This window comes from Clostridium neuense (assembly GCF_045310695.1).
Lineage (GTDB): Bacteria > Bacillota > Clostridia > Clostridiales > Clostridiaceae > Clostridium_S > Clostridium_S neuense.
This window is the reverse complement of record NZ_JBJIAA010000010.1, coordinates 60,712-82,063: the sequence shown is the minus strand read 5'-3', so window position 1 is coordinate 82,063 and position 21,352 is coordinate 60,712. Positions and strand designations below refer to the sequence as shown.

13 protein-coding genes and 1 pseudogene are annotated in these 21,352 nt (G+C 32.0%); all 14 read right to left on the bottom strand.

All coding sequences use genetic code 11. The features are described from left to right. Positions 1 to 119 precede the first annotated feature (119 nt). The 14 genes and pseudogenes from ACJDT4_RS13020 to ACJDT4_RS12955 all read right to left on the bottom strand — a co-directional run bounded on the left by ACJDT4_RS13020 (position 120) and on the right by ACJDT4_RS12955 (position 21,029). The gene (locus tag ACJDT4_RS13020; RefSeq protein ID WP_406788008.1) at positions 120 to 2,990 is read right to left on the bottom strand and encodes an ATP-dependent DNA helicase; all 2,871 of its coding nucleotides are present in this window, start codon (positions 2,988 to 2,990) and stop codon (positions 120 to 122) included. Between the two features lie 447 nt (positions 2,991 to 3,437). Beyond that, positions 3,438 to 4,061 carry a DUF4867 family protein gene (locus ACJDT4_RS13015; protein WP_406788007.1) on the bottom strand — a complete coding sequence of 208 codons (624 nt, stop codon included), beginning with the start codon at positions 4,059 to 4,061 and terminating at the stop codon, positions 3,438 to 3,440. A gap of 176 nt (positions 4,062 to 4,237) precedes the next feature. Further along, a complete protein-coding gene (gene galT / locus ACJDT4_RS13010) occupies positions 4,238 to 5,722 on the bottom strand; it encodes a UDP-glucose--hexose-1-phosphate uridylyltransferase (RefSeq protein ID WP_406788006.1) in 1,485 nt (494 codons plus the stop codon). 191 nt (positions 5,723 to 5,913) lie between these two features. Then, positions 5,914 to 7,083, bottom strand: coding sequence for a galactokinase (locus ACJDT4_RS13005; protein WP_406788005.1), 1,170 nt, complete (start codon positions 7,081 to 7,083; stop codon positions 5,914 to 5,916). A gap of 597 nt (positions 7,084 to 7,680) precedes the next feature. Then, on the bottom strand, positions 7,681 to 8,670 hold the full coding sequence (locus ACJDT4_RS13000; RefSeq protein ID WP_406788004.1) for a LacI family DNA-binding transcriptional regulator: 990 nt from the start codon (positions 8,668 to 8,670) through the stop codon (positions 7,681 to 7,683). A gap of 115 nt (positions 8,671 to 8,785) precedes the next feature. Further along, on the bottom strand, positions 8,786 to 9,499 hold the full coding sequence (locus ACJDT4_RS12995; protein WP_406788003.1) for a GNAT family N-acetyltransferase: 714 nt from the start codon (positions 9,497 to 9,499) through the stop codon (positions 8,786 to 8,788). 7 nt (positions 9,500 to 9,506) lie between these two features. Continuing rightward, complete coding sequence (locus tag ACJDT4_RS12990; RefSeq protein WP_406788002.1) at positions 9,507 to 9,992, bottom strand: NUDIX hydrolase; 486 nt, start codon at positions 9,990 to 9,992, stop codon at positions 9,507 to 9,509. A gap of 84 nt (positions 9,993 to 10,076) precedes the next feature. After that, positions 10,077 to 14,564 (bottom strand): immunoglobulin-like domain-containing protein, encoded by a 4,488-nt coding sequence (locus ACJDT4_RS12985; RefSeq protein ID WP_406788001.1) that lies wholly within the window; start codon positions 14,562 to 14,564, stop codon positions 10,077 to 10,079. An 84-nt stretch (positions 14,565 to 14,648) separates the two neighbouring features. Continuing rightward, complete coding sequence (locus ACJDT4_RS12980) at positions 14,649 to 16,142, bottom strand: response regulator transcription factor (RefSeq protein WP_406788000.1); 1,494 nt, start codon at positions 16,140 to 16,142, stop codon at positions 14,649 to 14,651. Continuing rightward, on the bottom strand, positions 16,139 to 17,140 hold the full coding sequence (locus tag ACJDT4_RS12975) for a winged helix-turn-helix domain-containing protein (RefSeq protein WP_406787999.1): 1,002 nt from the start codon (positions 17,138 to 17,140) through the stop codon (positions 16,139 to 16,141). The genes ACJDT4_RS12980 and ACJDT4_RS12975 overlap by 4 nt, the downstream gene beginning before the upstream one ends. Positions 17,141 to 17,295: 155 nt before the next feature. Beyond that, positions 17,296 to 18,174, bottom strand: a complete 879-nt coding sequence (locus ACJDT4_RS12970) for a sensor histidine kinase (RefSeq protein WP_406787998.1) — start codon at positions 18,172 to 18,174, stop codon at positions 17,296 to 17,298. A gap of 41 nt (positions 18,175 to 18,215) precedes the next feature. Further along, complete coding sequence (locus tag ACJDT4_RS12965; RefSeq protein WP_406787997.1) at positions 18,216 to 19,013, bottom strand: ABC transporter permease; 798 nt, start codon at positions 19,011 to 19,013, stop codon at positions 18,216 to 18,218. Continuing rightward, complete coding sequence (locus ACJDT4_RS12960; protein ID WP_406787996.1) at positions 19,006 to 19,929, bottom strand: ABC transporter ATP-binding protein; 924 nt, start codon at positions 19,927 to 19,929, stop codon at positions 19,006 to 19,008. The genes ACJDT4_RS12965 and ACJDT4_RS12960 overlap by 8 nt, the downstream gene beginning before the upstream one ends. A 420-nt stretch (positions 19,930 to 20,349) precedes the next feature. Continuing rightward, positions 20,350 to 21,029, bottom strand: a pseudogene (locus ACJDT4_RS12955) (response regulator transcription factor). Positions 21,030 to 21,352 lie beyond the last annotated feature (323 nt).

The window sequence follows — 21,352 nt, the reverse complement described above, 5'->3', positions numbered from 1 at the left end:
CCAGAGTACAGTTATTGGTGATTTTTCTCCACTAACGCTATAAAAAATCTTATATTTTAAGAATTTACGTATTAAAACAAAGTAAATTCACCCTTCACTGTGCTTTGTAATCTGTACTCTTATCTTTTATAATAAATGTCTCTAAAGTACTCTTCTATATTTTTTCTACTTACACCTAAGTTTACTTTTTCTCCACAAATATAAATTTCCAGTTTGCCTTCTAGCTGAATATCCACATCGTATTTTAGATGCCTTTTGCTATATTCTAAAGCCATAAATTCATTTATAAATTTCTCTATATCTTTAGGCTTTTTTTCTAAAATAGATTTATTTAAGGAAACTTTAACCTCTTTCATTATTTTATAAAGATTTATTTGTTTCCACCTTACCCGCCTATAATTTAAATCCTTAAAAATTTGGAACTTATTTTTTCTTATAATAGGTACTCCATAAAGCTGTTTTTCAAGTCTTCTTACAGTAGAATTGTTACTCTCAAATTTGCTTAGGATAAATAAAGCTCCATAGTCATATTCCGTTCTTATAATTCTTCCATAAATTTGCTTTAAATCTATAGATACTATTGGGAAATTTACTGCTGCATAGGCATTCCAATAGTTTTTACCCTTTTCAATATTTCTATCTATTAAGGATTTATAAAAAGGTTCCTTGCCATTTATATTAGGAAGCTTATCTAAAACTACAGTTGCCATAGTATCGCCTGGTATATCTATGCCTTCAAAAAATCCCTTTGAGCCGAGTAAAATATATCTCCCTTCTCTTAATTTCAATTTTTCTATATCTTTTTTGCTCTCAACAATATCAATGCCTATAGACTTGAGCTTTTCTGCGGCCTTTTCTTTAAATAGCTTAAGCCTTTTTATGCTTGTAAAAAGTATAATAATATTGCCCTCTACATTGTTTAAAAGTTCTAAAATAAACTCTTCCATTTCCTCTGAAAAAGCATCTGCATCATTTGGGTCCATGCCCTGCACTACATAAACTGCACTTTTCTCTTTATATTTAAAAATCGGCTTTATAGGTGGCACTTCTACTATTTCCTTATTTTCCGAACTGGAAATGTTAATTCCCAAGATATTTCTCAAATTATTGTAGCCCTTATCCGTGCTTAAAGTAGCTGATAAAAACAAGCAGCTGTTAACTCCCTTTAGCACCTTTTCATAGAAAGCACCTGATACATCTAAAGGTATGCTTGATATTTTCCACCAATTAAAATTTCTATCTACTTCAAAATAAAAGCAATAATCCTCTTCCACTTGACTATGTACTTCCTCTAAAAGCATAAGGTAATCATTCATGTTTTCTACCTTTTCCCCTAGTATTTTAAGCCTTTTATCCTTTTCTAAAGTAGATATATTTTTTAAAGCATTAATTGTCTTTTCTAAATCCATGTTAAAGCTAGATATATCATCTTTAAGATAATCTAACTGTTCCATTATATCTGCTATCTTTGGATTAAGCTTATTAAAATGTTCCTTAATGTTGTACTCCCTGCTTATTCCACTGGTAGATATATAATTTTCAAAAGAAGCTTTAATTCTTATAATTTGATTTTTACAAGCTCCTATGCCACTCTCTATTTGGCTTAAAGGCAGGTTTTCCTTTTTAGTTCTCTTTGATAAATAATATAAATATCCATTTTTTCCTTTGCTATCGTATATATCATCTAGAAATTTCTCAAACTCATAAGAAATCAAATTTCTTTCAAAGGTATCATAAGCTTCTTTAGTTAAATTATGTGCTTCGTCCACAACAATATTTTGAAGCGGTGCAACACTTTGATAAGGCCACTTTAATAAAAGTGAATGATTTACTACAACTAATTGGGCTTCTTTTAAAGCTTCAACCTTTAAGGCATAATAGCATCTTTCTTTATATCTGCAGCTATCCACATCGCAAAGCTCCGAATCACAAAAACACTGCTCTAGTAACTTATTTAAATTAAATTTTTCTTTTATATCTTCACTTATTTCTTCAATATCCCCAAATTGTTTTTCCGTTAACAACCTTTTTAAATACACATAACCAAGGAGAGTTTTCATATCGGTTGGATATTCTATGTCTTCAAAACTGTTAAAACATAGATAATTGCTCTTTCCCTTTATCAAAGTGTAATTAACATCTCTTTTTAAATCAAGTGCTTCTAAAATATTTGGTATATCTTTATCCACAAGTTGCCCTTGTAACCCCTTAGTGTTTGTGGATAAAATCACTTTTTCTTGTTTAAGATGTGTATAAATAATAGAAGGAAGCAAATACGCCATACTTTTTCCAAGTCCCGTTGGTGCTTCCATTATTGTTATTTTTCCTTTTTCTAAGCCTTCTCTTATAACCTTCGCCGCATCCCTCTGCTGTGGTCTTAAAGTATAGCTTCTTCCCCCACGTTTCCATATAGCTTCATTTTCAAAAAGCCTTTCATAATCCTTAAGTGCAAAAACGGGATATGGCTCTTTTTCTTTATTTTCTAACGCTGCAGGTTTGTTATTAGCAAAACACTTAACATCATCCATGTTCACACTTGAAATATACTTATACCAGTTCCACTGCTCAAGTTCCAATATACTCATAGGAATAGCATAGCCATTTTCATAATAAAAACTGCTTATAACATAATTAATCACTTCTACCATTTCTTCTGAAACACTACGATATTCACCTTGTGGAACAAATCTATTTTTTAAATACTGAAGATTAAACTCTGGAAGCTCTGGAAAAAGTATTGCCACAAGCTCTAATAAATCTAAAAATTCACCTTCGATATTAAAATCGCTTTTTGAAGCATGACAAACTAAAGGAAGACCTTCAGAGAAGTTTTTAAGCTCCTCCTTAACTTCACTAGGTTCCGCATCTTTATTAAATTTAGTAACCACTTTATCCTTTATTTTAACAGCATCGATATTTATAAGCTTGCTGTCATTTGCTGTTTCTATATTTAAAAACACTAGATTGTTCAATATACTATACGGCTTCATGATTTCTCCTTAGATTAGATTCTACCATCATTATAATATTTTTGATTAATAGTATCTATAGTGAAACTACTGCGAAACTTAAATTATACATATATCAAGATACCAATATTCAAGGTATTTTGGTATATGTACAATTTTTAATTGAGATAGTTTCAACATATAAGAAATGATATAATAAATTCATATAGGTAAGCCGAAATAATGAAATTGATAATACTAAATTTATCCTGACAAATAGGAATTTGAAAGGCAAAATAATAAAATACTAATATATTTCAATTATCTCAGCGATAGCGAGTTATTGAAATACCTTAGTATTTTATTATTTTTTTGCTTTAGATTTATAGAATTTATTATGGAAAGCACTTTTATCTTATTCTAGAAGGATAATGGGCTTACGCCCAAACCCCCCGCATGTTTATGCGACAAAGCATTGTTATTTCGCATTTATTTTACTGAAATATTTTCTCCAACTAAGCCTATAAATGCTCCTTGTTCACCTAAATCAGTGTCCTTATGTCCTATTAACCACTTGTTTCTAGCAAAAAGTAACGCATCTTCTCCTACTTTTTCTGTTTTAGCTTCTAACTCTAAATTTGTATCCTTTGGTAAAACTACAACACATCTAAATCCACCTTCTTCTACATTGCAAGGTGCATAGTGAAGAGTTGTTGCATAAACTTCAATTGCAGTTCCTGCTGGAACCTTGAAAGCTTCAATTTTAGATGTTTCATATGTGTAATCGTCATTAATATCCTGCTGCCAACCTAAAAGAAGTATAAAATCAGTTACTGCTATGTTTATTTCAGATGAACGGTGATATTCAACTGCATTAAGCAAATAATTATTACCATTACAATAACCTACTTGTATTGGAAGTCCGCCATATTCTCTTTCCTCTAATTCTTTAGCAATTTTAAGAGCTTCAAGTTCTTTAATTGATGGCTCATATATTACATCACTTGGTAGAGGAGTGCTTTTCATCTTTTCAATTATTTCTGCACAATCATAATTTTTTAATACTCGTCCATATTTCTTAAACTCTTTATCATTAACGCTTTTAATAACCATACTTTTTACTACTCCCTTTCATATAAATTTAATATCAAAAACTTTTTAAACTAGTTTTATTAAGTTTATTGTACTTTTCTTTACACTCCTAGTCAATATTTTTGTGTAAACTTTTTCAGATTATTTAAGCAATAAAAAAATAAGCGAGAAAATATCCCCGCTTATCTCATTATTATCTAAAGATAATTTATAAATTTTTCAAAGCCCGCTTTTCCAGCTTCATTTCTCTTAAATACTCCAGCATCCTCTAAAACTCTTAAAAATATATAACCTGTCTCTTTTTTTACAATATCAGAAACAGTTTTTGCTGTTATTTCTTTTGCGTATTTTTCTTTTAATTCATCAGCCCACTTAACATGATATTCCGCTATTGAATTTTCTTCATCTAGAATATATTTCTCAACTTCTTTTAATTCTATTTTAAGTCTAGCAGGTAAAACGGCAAGTCCCATAACCTCAATTAAACCTATATTTTCTTTCTTTATATGCTGCACATCCTCATGTGGATGAAAAATGCCTAACGGATGCTCTTTACTTGTTCTATTATTACGTAATACCAAATCCATTTCATAAGCATTATTTCTTTTTCTTGCAATAGGCGTTATTGTATTATGAGGAGTATTATCGGTGAACGCAAGTACTTCACTAGCCTCATCGGAATATCCTCTCCATTTATCTAGTATATAGTTTGAAGCCTCAACAATTGAATTAGCATTTTCTCCTCTTAATCTTATTACAGACATAGGCCACTTTACTACTGAAAACTTAATATCATTAAAGCCTGCTACTCTAAAAGCATAATCTTCCCCTGCTTTTGCCATTGGGAAATCATAATTTCCTCCCTGACAGTGATCATGTGTTAATATGGATCCACCTACAATAGGAAGATCTGCATTTGATCCTATAAAATAATGAGGAAATTTTTCTATGAACTCTAAAAGTCTTTTGAACATTGCTTTATCGATTTTCATATCTCTATGCTCTTCACATAGTACAATACAATGTTCATTATAATATGAATAAGGAGAATACTGTAAATACCACTTTTCATCTAACAAGTCTATAGGAATTATTCTATGGTTTGAACGTGCAGGATGATTTATTCTTCCAGCATACCCTTCATTTTCAATACACAACAAACATTTTGGATAATTTGTACTCTTAACTTCTTTTGCTTTAGCTATATCTTTAGGATTCTTTTCCGGTTTAGATAAGTTAATTGTTATATCTAAATCACCATACTCTGTTCCTACCTTATAGCTTATATTTTTAGCAATGCTTTTAGTTTTAATGTAGTTACTATTTTTGCTTAATTCATAAAAGTAGTTTGTTGCGCGAGCAGGATTTTCATTATATTTTTTATAGAAGCTTTTTATAACTTCAGAGGGTTTACTTATAAAGCAGTTCATAACCTTAGATTCTAATATATCTTTTTCACTAGATAAATCCTCAATCATATTACTTTCTACAGCAAAATCCATTAATTCTTCTAAAATATCAGGTATTGTTTCTTCTTTATCATGAATATCTTTTTCTTCTATATCCTTTAATCCAAATAACTCTATAACCTGATTAGTGCAATATATTTCATCCTCTTTTTCAATTAAATCGCTTTCTATAGCTTTATGAACTAATGCTTGAATTTTCTCCTGCAAATCCATGTTAATTCCTCCTGTATACTCTTTTAAATATTCATAGATAATTATTACCAATACCCAATTCATTTCTAAAAAACAAAATTTAACTCAATGCACAACTCACAGTTCACAATTATTGTCAACTGATGTATGTTCATATAACCAGCATGTCCTAAAATAAAATTCAGCTAATTTTAATATTTCATGTTGTCTATCTATATTATCTCCTTAGCACCATCGCCAATATTGGCAATATAAAAATCAGCACTATATCCAATTTCTTTTAAATAAGTTTCCCCCACATTTTTAATAAATTTATCTGTAGAAGCTTTTTTTACAATAGCAATAGCACATCCTCCAAAACCAGCACCTGTCATTCTTGCTCCAAGGATTCCTTCTTGCTTCCATGCAGTTTCAGCTAAAGTATCTAGTTCTTTTCCTGTTACTTCATAATCATTTTTTAATGAAATATGAGATTCATTTATTAGTTTTCCAAATGTCTCTAAGTTGCCTTTATTTAATTCTTCTAATGCTTTTACAGTTCTTATATTCTCATAAACTGCATGTTTAGCCCTCTTTAAAACGACTTCATCCTTTATAAGATGTTTATATTTTTCAAAAGTTTCTGCATCTAACTCTCCTAAAGAATTAATATTAAGCTCTTTCTTTAAAATTCCTAAAGCGTTTTCACACTCTGCTCTTCTTTCGTTATATTTTGAATCCGCAAGTTCACGCCTTTTATTAGTATTCATTATTATGATGTTGTAACCATCTAACTTTACAGGTGCATATGAGTATTCAAGTGTATTGCAATCAAGTAGAATTGCACAATCCTTTTTACCCATGCCTATTGCAAATTGATCCATAATTCCGCTATTAACACCTATATAATTATTTTCTACGGATTTACCCATTTTTATTAAATCTATCATTTCAACATCTAAATTAAACATTCCTTTTAGTAAAACTCCACTTACGAGCTCAATAGAAGCTGAAGATGAAAGACCTGCTCCGTTTGGTATTTCACCGTAAAATAATATATCCATTCCCTTATCTATTGTATATCCGTGTGTTTTTAACTCTTGAAGCATTCCTTTAATATAGTTTGTCCAATTATCTTCCTTCTTGTAAGCTAAGTCATCTAAATCTACATTAATAACTCCTAAGCTTTCAAAATTCATTGAATATAGAGAACACTTATTGCTATTATTAAAGCTTACTGCTGCATATGTTCCTAAAGTAATTGCACAAGGAAATACATGTCCTCCATTGTAATCCGTATGTTCCCCAATAAGATTAATTCTGCCTGGTGCAAAAAAGAATCTTTCAGCATTTTTGCTGAATACCTTTTCAAACTCACTTTTTATTTTATCTAAAGCATTCATAATTAATACCCCCATATAAATATTTTATAAGATAATAATACAATTATTTTAGTAAAATTTCAATATTTATTTACTAATTTTTTCTCTTTTTTACTAAGGTAAATTTTTAACTATAGCTAATTATGTTCAGCTTGATTGAACGAAATAAATAGTCAATTTCAAAAAATTTACATTAGCACTAATTTTAAAATTTTCTGTAGTAAAACAGAAGATTGCAGAAATTTCATAACATTTTGGTTAAGAAGGATAATGGGCAAAGTCCAAACCTCGTGTATGATTACCTTCACTGTCATCCGTCAATTGTACTCTAAACCAAATCTAAATTTATCATTTTAAAATTCCATGTTATGTACAAAACTTTCCACCTAAAATTCCGTAGGCACGGAGGAATTTTTTCCTTGAACCACCTTGTGAGAGAAGTAACAATGCTGAAGGAACGATTTAAAAAAATTCTAATAAATCTCGGTTCAAAAATTGTAAAATGCTTAGATATTTCAATTGTCTGAGCGTTTTCTCAGCGAGTTATTGAAATTTCTTAGTATTTTATGATTTTTGAATCTTAGATTTATAGAATTCTTTTAACGCGACGAAGCATTGTTACTTCGCGCTATTCCTTATTATCAATTCAGTTGCTAAGCTAACTTTTTTAGCTATAGTTCTTCCATTAATTCTTTCTACTAGTAATTCTACCGCAGTTTCACCCATACTCTCAGTATAAACTTTAACCGAACTCAGTGGTGGATTTAAATACTGAGCTACACTTACATCATTTACTCCAATTATACTAACTCTATCTGGAACCTTGATACCTGCTTCTGCAAGTGCTCTAATTGCTCCTACTGCCATAGTGTCATTTGCTATGAAAAAGGCTGTTGGTAGTTTTTCACCTAATTCGGAAATTGCCTTTTTCATCAAGCTGTATCCGTCATCTACAGAAAAGTTTCCTATATAAACATTCTTTTCATTCCACAAATTTAATTCTTTTAGATAGCTTTCAAAAGTCTTTCCTCTTACATCCTCAACATAATCACTCTTGTCTTTAAAAAATTCCGTGCCACCAATATATCCAATATTTTTATGTCCCATTTTTGTAAAGTGATTAATTACATTTTTTGTTGCTAATTCAAAGTTTGTAACAACAGAGTCAAAAATGTTCTCGTTAGGGGAATAGTCAACAAAAACGACGTTAGATCCTTGAGTCATAAGCTTTTCTATTTCACTTTTACTAAACTTTCCCACTGCTATAATGTTTTGTATGTTTTGATTTTTTATCTCGCTTATATTATCATAGGTACACATTACAACTCCATAATTAAATTGCTTGCACTTTTTTTCTATTCCAAGTCTTATTGATAAATAATATAAATCATTAAGTTCTTCTTCCTCTGTATACCAATTTATAACTGCAATTCTATTATTACTTTTCTTTTTATTAATGTGCTTATCATAAGAAAGTTCCTCAGCAATTTCAAAAATCTTTTTTTTAGTTTCATTGCTAGTAGATAAGGTTGGATCATAATTAAGTACTCTTGAAACAGTTGAAATTGAGACTCCAGCCTTTTCTGCTATATCTTTAATTGTTGCCATTTATATCCTCCAACCATCATTTTTTATAATTCTTTAGTAAAATTTTAAAGTTATTTTAGTAAAAAGTCAACATAAAAATACGAGTTGCTTACAATGATCTTTAAAATATATGTACCTATTTAAATAGCCAATAAATCTTTTCCTTTGAAATTTCAAAGCCAAGCCCCTTCTGCAGCTTTGTAGAGGCTTCATTTCCTTCTTCAATTTGTCCATATGCATACAAGCCTTTTTTTAACATCTCATTAACAGCTTTAACGATGAGATGAGTTGCTATTTTCCTTCTTCTGAACTTTGGAAGAACTTCAAGCATTCCAATTGAACCTTCCTCATGACCTCCTATAAAGCCGCCAAGTTCACCATCTATAAATGCTCCATATATAACCCCTGCATCTATTCTTTCACCAATATATTCTGCATTGCAAAGGTCCTTTTTTGAATAATGTTCCATAACAAAGCCTATGTAATCTCTATTTAAAAGCCTTATCTCTGGAGAAGCTTTTGAAACCTCCATCGGAACATCTTTAGTATATACAGAATTACTGCATATCATTTTATCTTTAAATTTAAACTTTTTAATAAGTAATTCGCAGTATTGTTCCTGATGAGTAACAATTATTTGTGCCTCTTGTGGAATTTGATTTATCATTGTTTTTGCTATTTCTTTATCCTCAATATTCATCATGTAAGCTTCTGATATATTGTCATAAATCATCACTCCTTTATCTGAAGCAAACATTATTTCTGCACTGCCCCTCTTTATACATTGAAGTATGTCTACATTTAATACTAGGTTTTTTGACAATACTTTTACCGCTACATCCTCTTTCATAATTACCTTAATCCTCCTTAAATTCTGTTATTTTAACGTCTAAAAGAATTCCATTCTTAAAAACACAATGGTATTGAAAAGTTCCTTTATTATTAATCATATTTGGAAGAAACCTAGGTAAATTATGAGCTACACCAGTATTTTCTGGATTCATAATCCAATCTATCTTTTTCCAATCTAGAATACCTTCTCTTGTCTTTATAGGGACTTCATATTCATAATCCCACGGAAGTTCCTGCATAAAAAGATACATCCCTTGTATTTTTCCTTCATCTGAATTCCAAGTAACAATACCTTTAAATTGTATATCATGAAGCTTTATATTGGTTTCCTCATATACCTCTCTAAGTATACAATCACGCGGAGTCTCACCCTTTTTAAATTTTCCTCCAACTCCATTCCAGCTTCCCATCCAACTTGGCTTTTCTCTATTTAAAAGCAGTATCTCGTCTTCTCTTTTAATAAAACAAATAGTATATTTAAGCTTGTCCATTTTATTCATCTCCTAGTACTAAACAACTATAACCATTATATCTAAAAAACACCGCAAAACTCAAACTAGTCTTGCGGTGTTTTTCTAAATTACATTAAATTCATATTCTAAAACTTCTTTAAGGGTCTTTTTATTTACTGATTGAACTTTATCAGTAATATATAAATGATATTTATGCCCTGACTTATAATTCTCTACAGGTGAAATAATTAACGCCTTATCAATACATTCTAGTTTAATATCAACTTTATTTCCCTCATCGTCTACTACATAAACACTATCTTTATTCACTGTAGTTTTGTCTATATCATTTGAAAAGTTAACTGTCCATGCTTTATCGCTATTAACCTTATATGGTATTACTTTTGCATTTCCGTCACTTGTACTATTGGGAAGTTCTATAAGGGTAAAAATACTGAACTTTTTAACATGTAGCTTTATTCCAACGGCCTTATTGTTTGAATCATAAACTATAGTGCCTGTTACTACCTCATTTTCCCCATCACTGTGCTGAACCATTGCTGCTAAGTTGGATAAGAAATTTGCATCCCCACTCCCCTTTTGTAATTCATCTGCAGTTATTGGAATTGTAACCTCAGCAGCTCCAGAAAAATTAGTGTCAAGCTTTAAGGAATCTCCAATTTGCTTAGCTCCAGCTGCATACTCACTTATAATAGTTGGTGTTCTTGAATCTGATATTTCACTAAAAGTTCCTTGGATAATCGTTCCTGTAAGCTGCATAAGAGTTGCATATGGTAAACTTATGCTTCCCCTTGCTGCCTCAACATTTAAAGAAAGCTTATTTTCCTGCAACAGCTTTGTGCAATTCCCATCTGCTTGAAACTCAATACTATCTGCCGTAATTGACACCGAATCATTTAAGATTATATCTACTGAAGCTGCATTATTCTTTAAGGCATTAGCTATTATTTGTGACACTGAGCTTTCATCCAGCATAACTTCATCCTTTATTGTTCCATTTGTATTTATCGTTCTAACTACTGTTACATTGCCTAAAGTAAATTCATTATTTCCAACCTTTGCTGTTACAGGCACTGTTCTTGTCTCTGTAACTGGCTGCGGTACTGGTGGAATATATGGAGGTGTATACGGTGCCGATGGAGTAACATTATTAGAAGCTGCTGATGGCACGCTGTCTCCTTGTGCATTTGTCGCTACAACCTTAAAATTATAAGTTACCCCGTTAGTAAGGCCTGTTACTGTTATTGGACTTCCAGTGCCAGTTCCAACTACCATGCCAGTATTTGAAATAATTTTATAACTTGTAATAGGACTTCCACCATTATTTCTAGGTAGTGCAAAGCTTACTAATGCACAGCCATCTCCTGCTGATGCTGTTACATTTGTTGGAGCAGATGGCACAGAAGCCTTCACTACCATAACAAAGCTGCTATCGCTTGTTTGCCCCAGATTATCAGTTACCTTGACTTTAAAATTAAATGTTCCAGCAGAAGTAGGTGTTCCAGATAAAGTACCATTAGGTCCAAGTGTTAAACCATTTGGTAAATTTCCGCTTTCCAAAGAATAAACTTTTGGATCAAAGCCTCCTGAAGATGAAAAATTAAAGCTATATGAGGTTGCTACTGTACCATTTGAAGGATTTATATTACTAATTACTAATCCTTCAGATGGAGTAACACTATTAGAAGGTAAGGACTCAGCACTCTCTCCAATCATATTAACTGCTTTTACTGTAAAGGTATATTGTGTTCCATTAGTAAGCCCTGTTATTGTTACAGGGTCACCTGTACTTGTTCCTGTTATTCCACCAGGATTTGAAGTTACTACATAATTTACAGCAACACAGCCTCCGTTACTAGCAGATGGTGCAAAGCTTACTGTTGCACAACCGTTTCCTGCAACTGCCTTTACATTTGTTGGAACACTAGGTGCAGAAACCTCTGTAAAGCTTACATTAAAATGTTTATTACTTCCTAAAGTTGTGATATTTAAATTTGCCATATACGTTTTTGTAGGAAAATTATTATTTCCACTTATAGTAACAGGGAACATGGTATTCCCATTATTAAGAATACTTATTTGTAATATAACGGAGCTTGGAAATTGAACTTCTCCAATACTATTGTTATTTCCATCCATAATCTGAACTGAACTTGAATTTGTTTGAAGCCCTGCACCTTCTATTTCCATTACCTTGTTTTCTGGAAGATCAAATTCATACTGTTTTAAACCATTTGACGCTATGCTTGAGGTAAAATTAAAGTTTGGTACATTTACTGTACTTGACTGACTATTTTGTCCCGTAAATTTCAAATTAAGCGTAACCCCCGTCTGCGTAGGCGGAATAGGGGGAGTTGAATTATTCACTAACATTGCATACTCATAATCAATTGATTGCCCCGAAGCATCGGTTACTTTAACCTTAAAATTAAAAGTTCCACTTGAAGTAGGTGTTCCAGATAGAGTTCCATCTTCTGCAAGCTTTAAACCACTTGGTAAACTTCCTGTCTCCAAAGAATAAGCTTTTGAACCTGAACCTCCTAAGGATAAAAAATTAAAGTTGTAAGGTGAATTAACTGTTCCCGCTGTTGGGTTTGCTATATCAATAATTAACCTTGGTATGCCTTGTATAGAATTTATGTCAGTTTCATCAGTTTTTATATTACCCTCTGCATCTTTTATTGAATTAGCTGCAATTTTCACTTCATTATTTTGTCCGATGAGAGGTTTATCAAAAATTATTATTAATTTCCCATTTTCAATAGCTACAGTATCGCTTGGACTTAAAGCATTAAAGTTTATTCCATCACTAGAAAAGGTTATATTGCCTCTTAACGTATTTAAATTGGCACATGCATTAGCTATATTTTCACTAAAGGCTAATGTAAGCTTTTTGCTATCACTGTCTAAAGCTGCTCCATTTGAAGAATCAAAAGTAGGAGGCGTAGTATCTATTATTATATTAGGCAAAGCTCTGCCACTAAAAGTAATGTCACAAGGAACTCCTGCTGAATCTGCTGAATTTATATTCCCTCCATTTAAATTCAAACTGCTGCCAACACTTATACCGCTGCTGTCATCTCCTTTAACTATTGTATATCTAAAAATTAAAGAACTTATGCCACTTCCGCTTATATAGTGTGCTTCTACTGGTTTATTGCTAATATTTATTGGCAAATATGGTGTTCCAGAAGATGAATTTACTTTTACATTTCCATTAAAATTAACTACAAAATCTAAATTATCTCCTGATTTATATGTTCCATCTTGTGGAAATGAAACACTTGTAATTGAAATAGGTTTTTCAAGCACTGTTACAGTAAAATCCTTTGTACTTGCATATGACCCTTTTGTTATTGTGGCAATTAAAGATACAGTTTCATTAATGCTTCCAATAGGTGGTCTAGTTACCACTCCTGTATTTGAAATTACTGCTTCATTACTTGATGCCCAGCTTATATTAGTTCCATTAGCTCCCTTAGCAGGAAGTGTAATATTTTGAGTTACATTAGAACTATTGTCTCCAGAAGCGTACCCAATTTCTAGAGAAGCTTTGTCTAGTGATCCATTGTCCGAATCGTTCACATTTACCGGTATACTGCTATTTGCATTATCTCCAGTTCCCAATTGTCCATCACTATTATTTCCAAAGCTCCATATGTTTCCCTCATCATCTAATACTGCTGTAAAATCACTGCCTGTAGATATTGCTTTTATTTTACTACTATTTAAGCCTGGTATTAATATTTGAGTTGGTTTATTCCTAACCATATTATCTCCAGTTCCCAATTGTCCACTACTATTATCTCCAAAGCTCCATATCCCTCCACTAGTATCTAATGCTAGCGAATGTAAATCCCCTGTTGTTATTGACGATATTTGAGCCGGTATTGATATTTCAGTTGGTTTATTCCTATCCGTATTATCTCCGGTTCCTAGCTGACCATACTGATTCATCCCCCAACTCCATACATGTCCATTACTATCCAATGCTTCTGTATCCCATATTCTTGCTGATATTGATACTATATTAGCTTGTATTAATATTTCAGTTGGTGTGTTCCTATCCGCATTATCCCCGGTTCCTAACTGACTATAAAAGTTCTGTCCCCAACTCCATACATTTCCATTTTCATCTATTGCTTCTGTATGCTCTGACCCTGCTGATATTGATACTATATTAGTCGATATTGATATTTCAGTTGGTATATTTCTACCTATATTATCTCCTGTTCCTAGTTGACCACAGTCATTCTGCCCCCAACTCCATACATGTCCATTTTTATCTATTGCCTCTGTATCATATCCTCCCCCTGATACCTCTACTATATTATCTAGTGTCGATATTTGAGTTGGTACATTTCTATCTTTAGTGTCACCTGTTCCTAACTCACCACAACTATTATCTCCCCAACTCCATACATGTCCATCACTATCCAATGCAACCATATGATAATAGCCTGCTGCTATTGCAATATATTTACTGTTAGCATCTGCCTTTACGTTTTTAGGCCATCCATTAAAAACTAAAAAAAATATCATAAAAAAACTTATAGCCCAGGATAAAACTTGCTTCAATTTTTTACTCATATAATCCCCCTTAAATTCATAAAAATTCATACACTAATAATAACGAATTTTTTAGGAATAAAACATTGGTCGAATGGCCAGGTTTTACAATATATTTGATTTTCTGGCACTTAATACTGCAGATATTTTGTTGTTTACATTTAGTTTTTTGTATATAGCTTCAATGTATCTTTTTACAGCAGATATAGAAATGCAAAGTTCACTTGAAATTTGAGCACGCGTTAGCCCTTCTGCTAAAAGCCTTAATACTTCTGTTTCCCTTTTAGTCAGCCGTGAAGGATTATTCTTCATCCTTTTAATAGTCTTGCTATAATGTTCACTAGCTTCAATAACATGTTCTAAATAAATCTCATCAATTTCATTTCTATTTTTTATTTCATATAATATAGGCAGAATATAGTCTGCATTTTCTGCAAAGGGTAGTACAATTTTATCCTTTTCAGCTTCCTTAAGTGATTTTATAAGAACCTTTACTCCTTCTTCAATTCCATACAAATTCGCCTTTACTACAGTTGCATAAATTAAATTGTGAAGAAACCCAAGCTGATTATGAAACACCTTAAATTTACCCTTAAAACTTTCACACAAAGCCTCAAGCTCAAGCCAATTTTGGGAAAGCAACACTGCCTTACCATAAACAATATATTGGAAAGCCATTCCATTATACATGAACGTTCCTAAAGACATATCTCCGGTGCAAAGCCACCTAGGTATTTTATCCTTTTCCCCAAGACATCCATAAATATACCCTTCACATAATGCTATAATTGTACTATAAACCGCTCTACTTTGAACCGACATTTCTTCGCTATATACGGATAGTAAATCTTTTGTCTCACTAAGAAGCCTTATTGTTTTTAAAATTTCTCCTCTAATAATATATAGCCGCATAATTGTAAAATTAGCACACAATATTATTCCTATCTGCATTTTTGTTTTTGCTTCGTAAATTGCCTTTTTTGCATAAAACTCCACTTCTTCTAAGTTATAAGCTTCAAGTGCATATTCCGCTCTCACTATATATTTAGAACCAGCTCCAGAGCCGTCTAAAACAAGTGTTGACGTTCCTGTCATGCTATTTACAGTTTCCTTAAGCTTTCCCGGTTCCCTATAATAAAGATATAAACAATGAGGCACTCCAAAAGAAAATTCCGCCTTGCGAAGAATAATTTTAGAAACTCCACCCTCAAGTAATTTATATGCCTTCTTAGCATGTTCAGATATTTTTTTTGCATCGTTAAAAGCGACAAATATAGATATAACCTCAATTTCACCTAGTATTCTATTTTTAACACTCATAGGCAGTTGTGACTGACTTTCATAGTATTCCTTCATATCATTTACTATTTCTACCCCTTGCTTTGCTAAGTTTCTATTTCCACTGATAATAAAGCTGCTTGCAAATTTTAAAAATACATAGGGATACTTTTTATATAAATCCTGTGGCAGTTCTTCACATATATTGTAAAACACCTCAAACCCAGAATAACCCATACTTATATTTCCCATAGTGTTAGCTATACTTAAAAGTTCCTCTGTTCTTCCAGCTTTATGATAATATTTAAGAGCTTCTATCATTTGATTCTGCTTTGCAAACCACTTACCTGCTCTATAGTAACCTCCTTTACCTCCATATTATTTATTTTTAATTCTTTTCTTAAAAAATCCAGCAAAACATTATGTATTTTATAAAAGCCTGTTTCTTTATTAAATTGAATAAAAGCATTTTCCGCCATAAGACTTTCTAAAATCTTAGGTACTTTCGGGTTTTGCAGCACCTCAACAGCCTCATTCCTAGTAAAATTATCAAGGATAGAAAGTTCCAAAAGTACTTTCTTTGTTTCATCATTAAAATTACGATAAAGATTATCTTGAACAAGCTTATTAACTTCAGAAATCTCCGTAACTGGCAGCCCATTTTTAAGTCCAAGCATTATAAGATAAATTCCAGATATCCATCCATTTGTATAATCATAAATTTTATCAATATCCTTATACGTTACATGAAAATTCATAAGTTCAAAGTATTCTTTAATTTCTTTCTTGCTGAATTGAAGAACGTCGTTGCTTATAAAGTAACACAGCCCTTTAGAGACAAAGTTTATGTAATTTAATTTAGGTTTAGTACGAGAGGTTAAAACTAAATGCAGACCCTCAATTTTAGCCTGTACAATTCTTTCAACTAGCTTTTCAACTGGCTTATTCTCCTCAATAATGTGATAATCATCTATTACTAGAACAATGTCATTTTCATAATTCACTTTTTTAATAATATCTATAGTTTCTTCTATTTGAAGTGTATCTACTGGGAAACTAGATTTTATTAGTTTTTCGCCAGTAAGTTTATCTAATTTTTCAAAGGCCTCTCCAAACTTTTTCCAAAACACCGTCTCTGACCCATCACTGCCAAGCACAGATACCCATATTGTTCTTGCTTTACATCCAATTAAATAGTTTTCAACTGATGTAGTTTTACCGTAGCCCATAGCTGCCGAAACAATAGTTAATGGATAATAAAATATATTTTCAAGTTCTTTGTTAATTCTATTTCTGCTCAAAAATTTACTTTGCCTCAACTCTTTCCCTCCTTTATACATAAACCCAATTATTTAGAAGTTATGTATTAAAACATCAAATTATTTATACATACTTTATCGTAAAAATAGAATTGCTTTTGCAGGATTAAACTATAAAAATAAAATACGGAAAGAATCAAAATTCTCTCCGTATTTTAGGCTAAACTATTTTGTAAAGGAAGCTCCACTCGAATGTCAAGTACTCCAGCTTGAAGTGATGCATTTGTACTTCCACCCATCTCTTCTGCTAAAAGCCTTACTATAGAGAGTCCAAGCCCTGTAGTTTTACTTCTGGCTTTATCCGCTGTATAAAAGCGATCAAAAATATGATTTATATCTATTTCATTGCTATTCTTCACAGAATTTTTAAACGATATTACAGCATTTTTTTCAGCTAACACCTGCACTTCTACGTTACCGGCCGAATGCTGTACACAGTTTCGTATTAAATTCTGGACAATTCTTATTACTGCCTCCTTAGAAGCCTTTGCAAATACAGGTAGTGCTTCAATAATACGTACTTCTAAATTATTTTCTTCAAAAACCGCAATGGATTCTGCAATGCATTCTGTAACAAGATTAGTCAAGTTAATTTTTTCAAGCTTAAGCTCTGGTTCTGCATTCAAAAGATATGCATATTCAAAAAAATGCTCAATAAGCACACCTAATTCATCTGCGTGCTTCTCTGCAACTTGAAGCTTATACCGCTGTTCACTTGTTAATACTCCTTTTTCCATAAGCTGTTGATATCCCTTTATTGCTGTAAGGGGCGTTCTAAGGTCATGAGAAATGTTTGAAATCATCTCTTTAAAATGCTTTTCTTCACGAAGTGCCTCAATGCGAAGATTCTCTTCATCTTTAAGGCACTTGTTTATATTAGCGGCTAAGGTATTAAGTTCCTTATTAAATAGCGCTAAATTAATAGGCTGACGGGTATGTTCTGCAAGTCTTTTAGTAAGCAGCTTGTTAATATTGTGTAATTGCAGCTGCAAAAAGATAATATATGAACTAAACAGTATAACTAATACACTCAAAATACAAACTGCAATTACTAACATTATAATCAACCTTTCAATTATTTAATCTCTGATTTTCTAAATGCAAAACAAGTAATAGCTGTCATTACAATTATAAATATCAAACTAAAAACAATTCCCTTTACAATATCACTATTTTCTGCATTAAGTGTCATAAAAGAATATTTACCTGCAAATGGTGTACACTCAGAAATATTTTTAAATATCTTAGAACTTGTTTCCAATCCGCCTATTTTTCCCAAAAGGACTGAACTACCATAATATACAGGAACAACAATAGCTGGCTTTTTTAAACCAATAGCAAGAGGTATACAAACACTAATCTGTGCAATATGCGAAATGGTCAGCACAAGTATAACGAATAGTATCTTCCACGCTTGTGATGAAGAAATAGCTTTACCACCTTCTGCTGTAATTAATCTCAAAAAACCAATTGATACTTGCCCCATACTAAACTTATAGCCTGTACTGATTGCAATACCTGTTATTATCGCATACGGAAGTAAAATAATGAAGCCACCAAGACAAATCATAATTGCTTTGCTGATAACAACCTTTCCTCTACTGTTACCATCTACAATAGCTTCATGAATTGTTCTATTATCAAAATCACCACATATAAAAACAGCTGCAATAGTACCCCCAAGAATTGCCACCACATTTGCATCACTAAACATAAATCCAATGTTAATACTGTCAGTGCCAAGTTTCCCTTGTTGCACCATATATGCCATTACTGTCATAATTACTGAGCTTAACATTGCAATTAAAAATATAACCTTAATTGCAATTGATTTACGTAACTTAAATAAATCAGCCTTAATTAAATTATACATATTGTCCGCCTCCAACAACAGCTACAAAGTAATCCTCAAGGGTATCACCCTCACCTGAAAAATTTGTTATTATAAGTTTATTTTCGAAGAGAACTCTTGCAATTTTCTCTTTTTCGTCTATATAATCATATAGCTTAACAGATTTATCCGGCATAACCTTGTAGTTCTGTGTCTTTAGTTTCATTTCCAAAACACTTACTAATCTTTCTGTCTCTGTTGAACTTATACGAATATAGTGTTTGCAATGTTCTCCAAGTTCATCAAGGGTTAATTTTTCTTTGATTTGCCCCTTGTGAATGATAATATAATCCGTAGCTGTTTGATACATCTCCGGCAAATTATGACTAGAAATTAAAATTGTAATTTGTCTCCCTTCGCACAATTTTTTTAATAGGTTACGAATTTCAACCACACCTATTGGATCAAGCCCATTTATTGGTTCGTCTAAAATTAACAGCTCTGGGTTGCCAAGGAGAGCAATAGCTATTCCTAAACGCTGCTTCATACCAAGCGAAAAGTTTTTTGCTTTCTTTTTCCCTGTGTCCGAAAGATTGACAAGCTTCAATAGCTCATCCTCAATTTCTTCATCTGGAACACCTTTCATAATCCTATGAAGCCTAATATTTTCTTTTGCTGTCATGCTTAAATCAAGACTTGGATATTCAATCATAGAACCAATTCTCTTTCTTTCACCCTCCAAAGCTCTTTCACCAGTATGCCCAAAAAGTTCAATGCTGCCGCTGGTTGGAAAAGCTAACCCTGTAATAAGCTTCATAAATGTAGATTTTCCTGCACCATTTTGTCCAATTAGTCCATATATTTTACCAGCTTCCAACGCTACTGATACATTATTTAAAACAGTAACACCATGGTAGCTTTTAGTGAGATTTTCTGCTTTCAAAACATATTTAACCACTTCTGTTCACCCTTTCCACATAGATAAACAATTTTGAATATTAAAATTACAAATTCCAATGCTATCCCGACAAACTGGAATTTGAAACAGAGTAGAGAGTAAAGAAAATGTGGATTTACCTTTCGCTTCTCTCAGGTAAATCTTAGAACCTAATAGTGTCAGCTGCGCTGACCACTATATTTTAAGCGCCTTGCGCCCAATAAATTTTAGATTTTTCGAAGCATAGCGTAGAAAAATCATCCTTCACTCTACTCTCTACTCCCTACTCTCTACTCTTCTTTTCAAATTCCAGTTTAACGGATGAATCTGGTATTAGTAATTTCACTCTTTCTCTTTGTTTATCTATTATGCTCAAAGTATACATTTCAAAAGTTTAGAAAAGGTTAAATTCTTAAGGAAAAGTGTTAAGAAAACAATAATTTACTCTTTATATAGCCGGTACCCAAGTCCCCATACTGTTTCTATGTATTTTTCCTTTTCGTTTGCCTTTTTTAGTTTGTTTCTTATATTGCTCATATGCGTTTTACTGCATTATCATCACCAAGGTATTCCTCCTGCCATATTGATTCATAAAGGTTGGCTTTCGTAAAAACCTTGCCTTTATTTTTAATTAGCATTTCCAATATCATATATTCCTTAGCAGTGAGTTCTATTTCAGCACCATTTATAGTAACACGCTTCGTACTGTCATCAAGCACCATGTCCTTGTATTTAAAAATTTTACTCACCTGAGCTTTATTTTGTGAGCGCCTTAAATTAGCTTCAACTCTCGCCGCTACTTCACCTAAATCAAAAGGTTTTGTAATATAATCATCTGCACCAAGCTTTAAAATATCTATTTTTGTACAAACCATATCTTTCGCAGATATAACAATAACAGGAGTCTCTGAAAATTTACGCATTTCTCTTAGTACATCATCTCCACTTTTATAAGGAAGCATAATATCAAGTAAAATCAAATCATAGTTCAAGCTTTTAATTTCTTTCATTCCATCTATACCAGTATACGCCGATTTCACTTTATATCCTGCATCCATCAAGGCTTCCTTTAGCATTAAATTTACATCTTCATTATCTTCAACAATAAGTATATTACTCATAAATTTCCCCCTAGCTACCTTATTCATAATTTCATTATACATTAATTATTTTCACAGTATATAAAGACTTACACCCCTACTTCTACCGATAACTTCAAATGTATCATAAAATAAATTATGTCTTAAGCTTTAATAGATTAAATTCCTTAAACTTAGAATTCTGATTCTATATCTGGAAGAGAAATCCTTTACAAAAGCCGCATCATTTGATGTATAATATAACAAAGCAACAAAATAGCAAAAATTGTCGATATATAGATAGACAACATGAAAGTTTGAAAAATCTTAAACTTAATACATGCAAAGCGCTTAAAATATAGTGC

Coding starts and splice junctions, on each gene's coding strand:
- ACJDT4_RS13020 (WP_406788008.1), bottom strand. CDS start 2,990: ATGAAGCCGTATAGTATATTGAACAATCTAGTGTTTTTAAATATAGAA.
- ACJDT4_RS13015 (WP_406788007.1), bottom strand. CDS start 4,061: ATGGTTATTAAAAGCGTTAATGATAAAGAGTTTAAGAAATATGGACGA.
- galT (WP_406788006.1), bottom strand. CDS start 5,722: ATGGATTTGCAGGAGAAAATTCAAGCATTAGTTCATAAAGCTATAGAA.
- ACJDT4_RS13005 (WP_406788005.1), bottom strand. CDS start 7,083: ATGAATGCTTTAGATAAAATAAAAAGTGAGTTTGAAAAGGTATTCAGC.
- ACJDT4_RS13000 (WP_406788004.1), bottom strand. CDS start 8,670: ATGGCAACAATTAAAGATATAGCAGAAAAGGCTGGAGTCTCAATTTCA.
- ACJDT4_RS12995 (WP_406788003.1), bottom strand. CDS start 9,499: ATGAAAGAGGATGTAGCGGTAAAAGTATTGTCAAAAAACCTAGTATTA.
- ACJDT4_RS12990 (WP_406788002.1), bottom strand. CDS start 9,992: ATGGACAAGCTTAAATATACTATTTGTTTTATTAAAAGAGAAGACGAG.
- ACJDT4_RS12985 (WP_406788001.1), bottom strand. CDS start 14,564: ATGAGTAAAAAATTGAAGCAAGTTTTATCCTGGGCTATAAGTTTTTTT.
- ACJDT4_RS12980 (WP_406788000.1), bottom strand. CDS start 16,142: ATGATAGAAGCTCTTAAATATTATCATAAAGCTGGAAGAACAGAGGAA.
- ACJDT4_RS12965 (WP_406787997.1), bottom strand. CDS start 19,013: ATGTATAATTTAATTAAGGCTGATTTATTTAAGTTACGTAAATCAATT.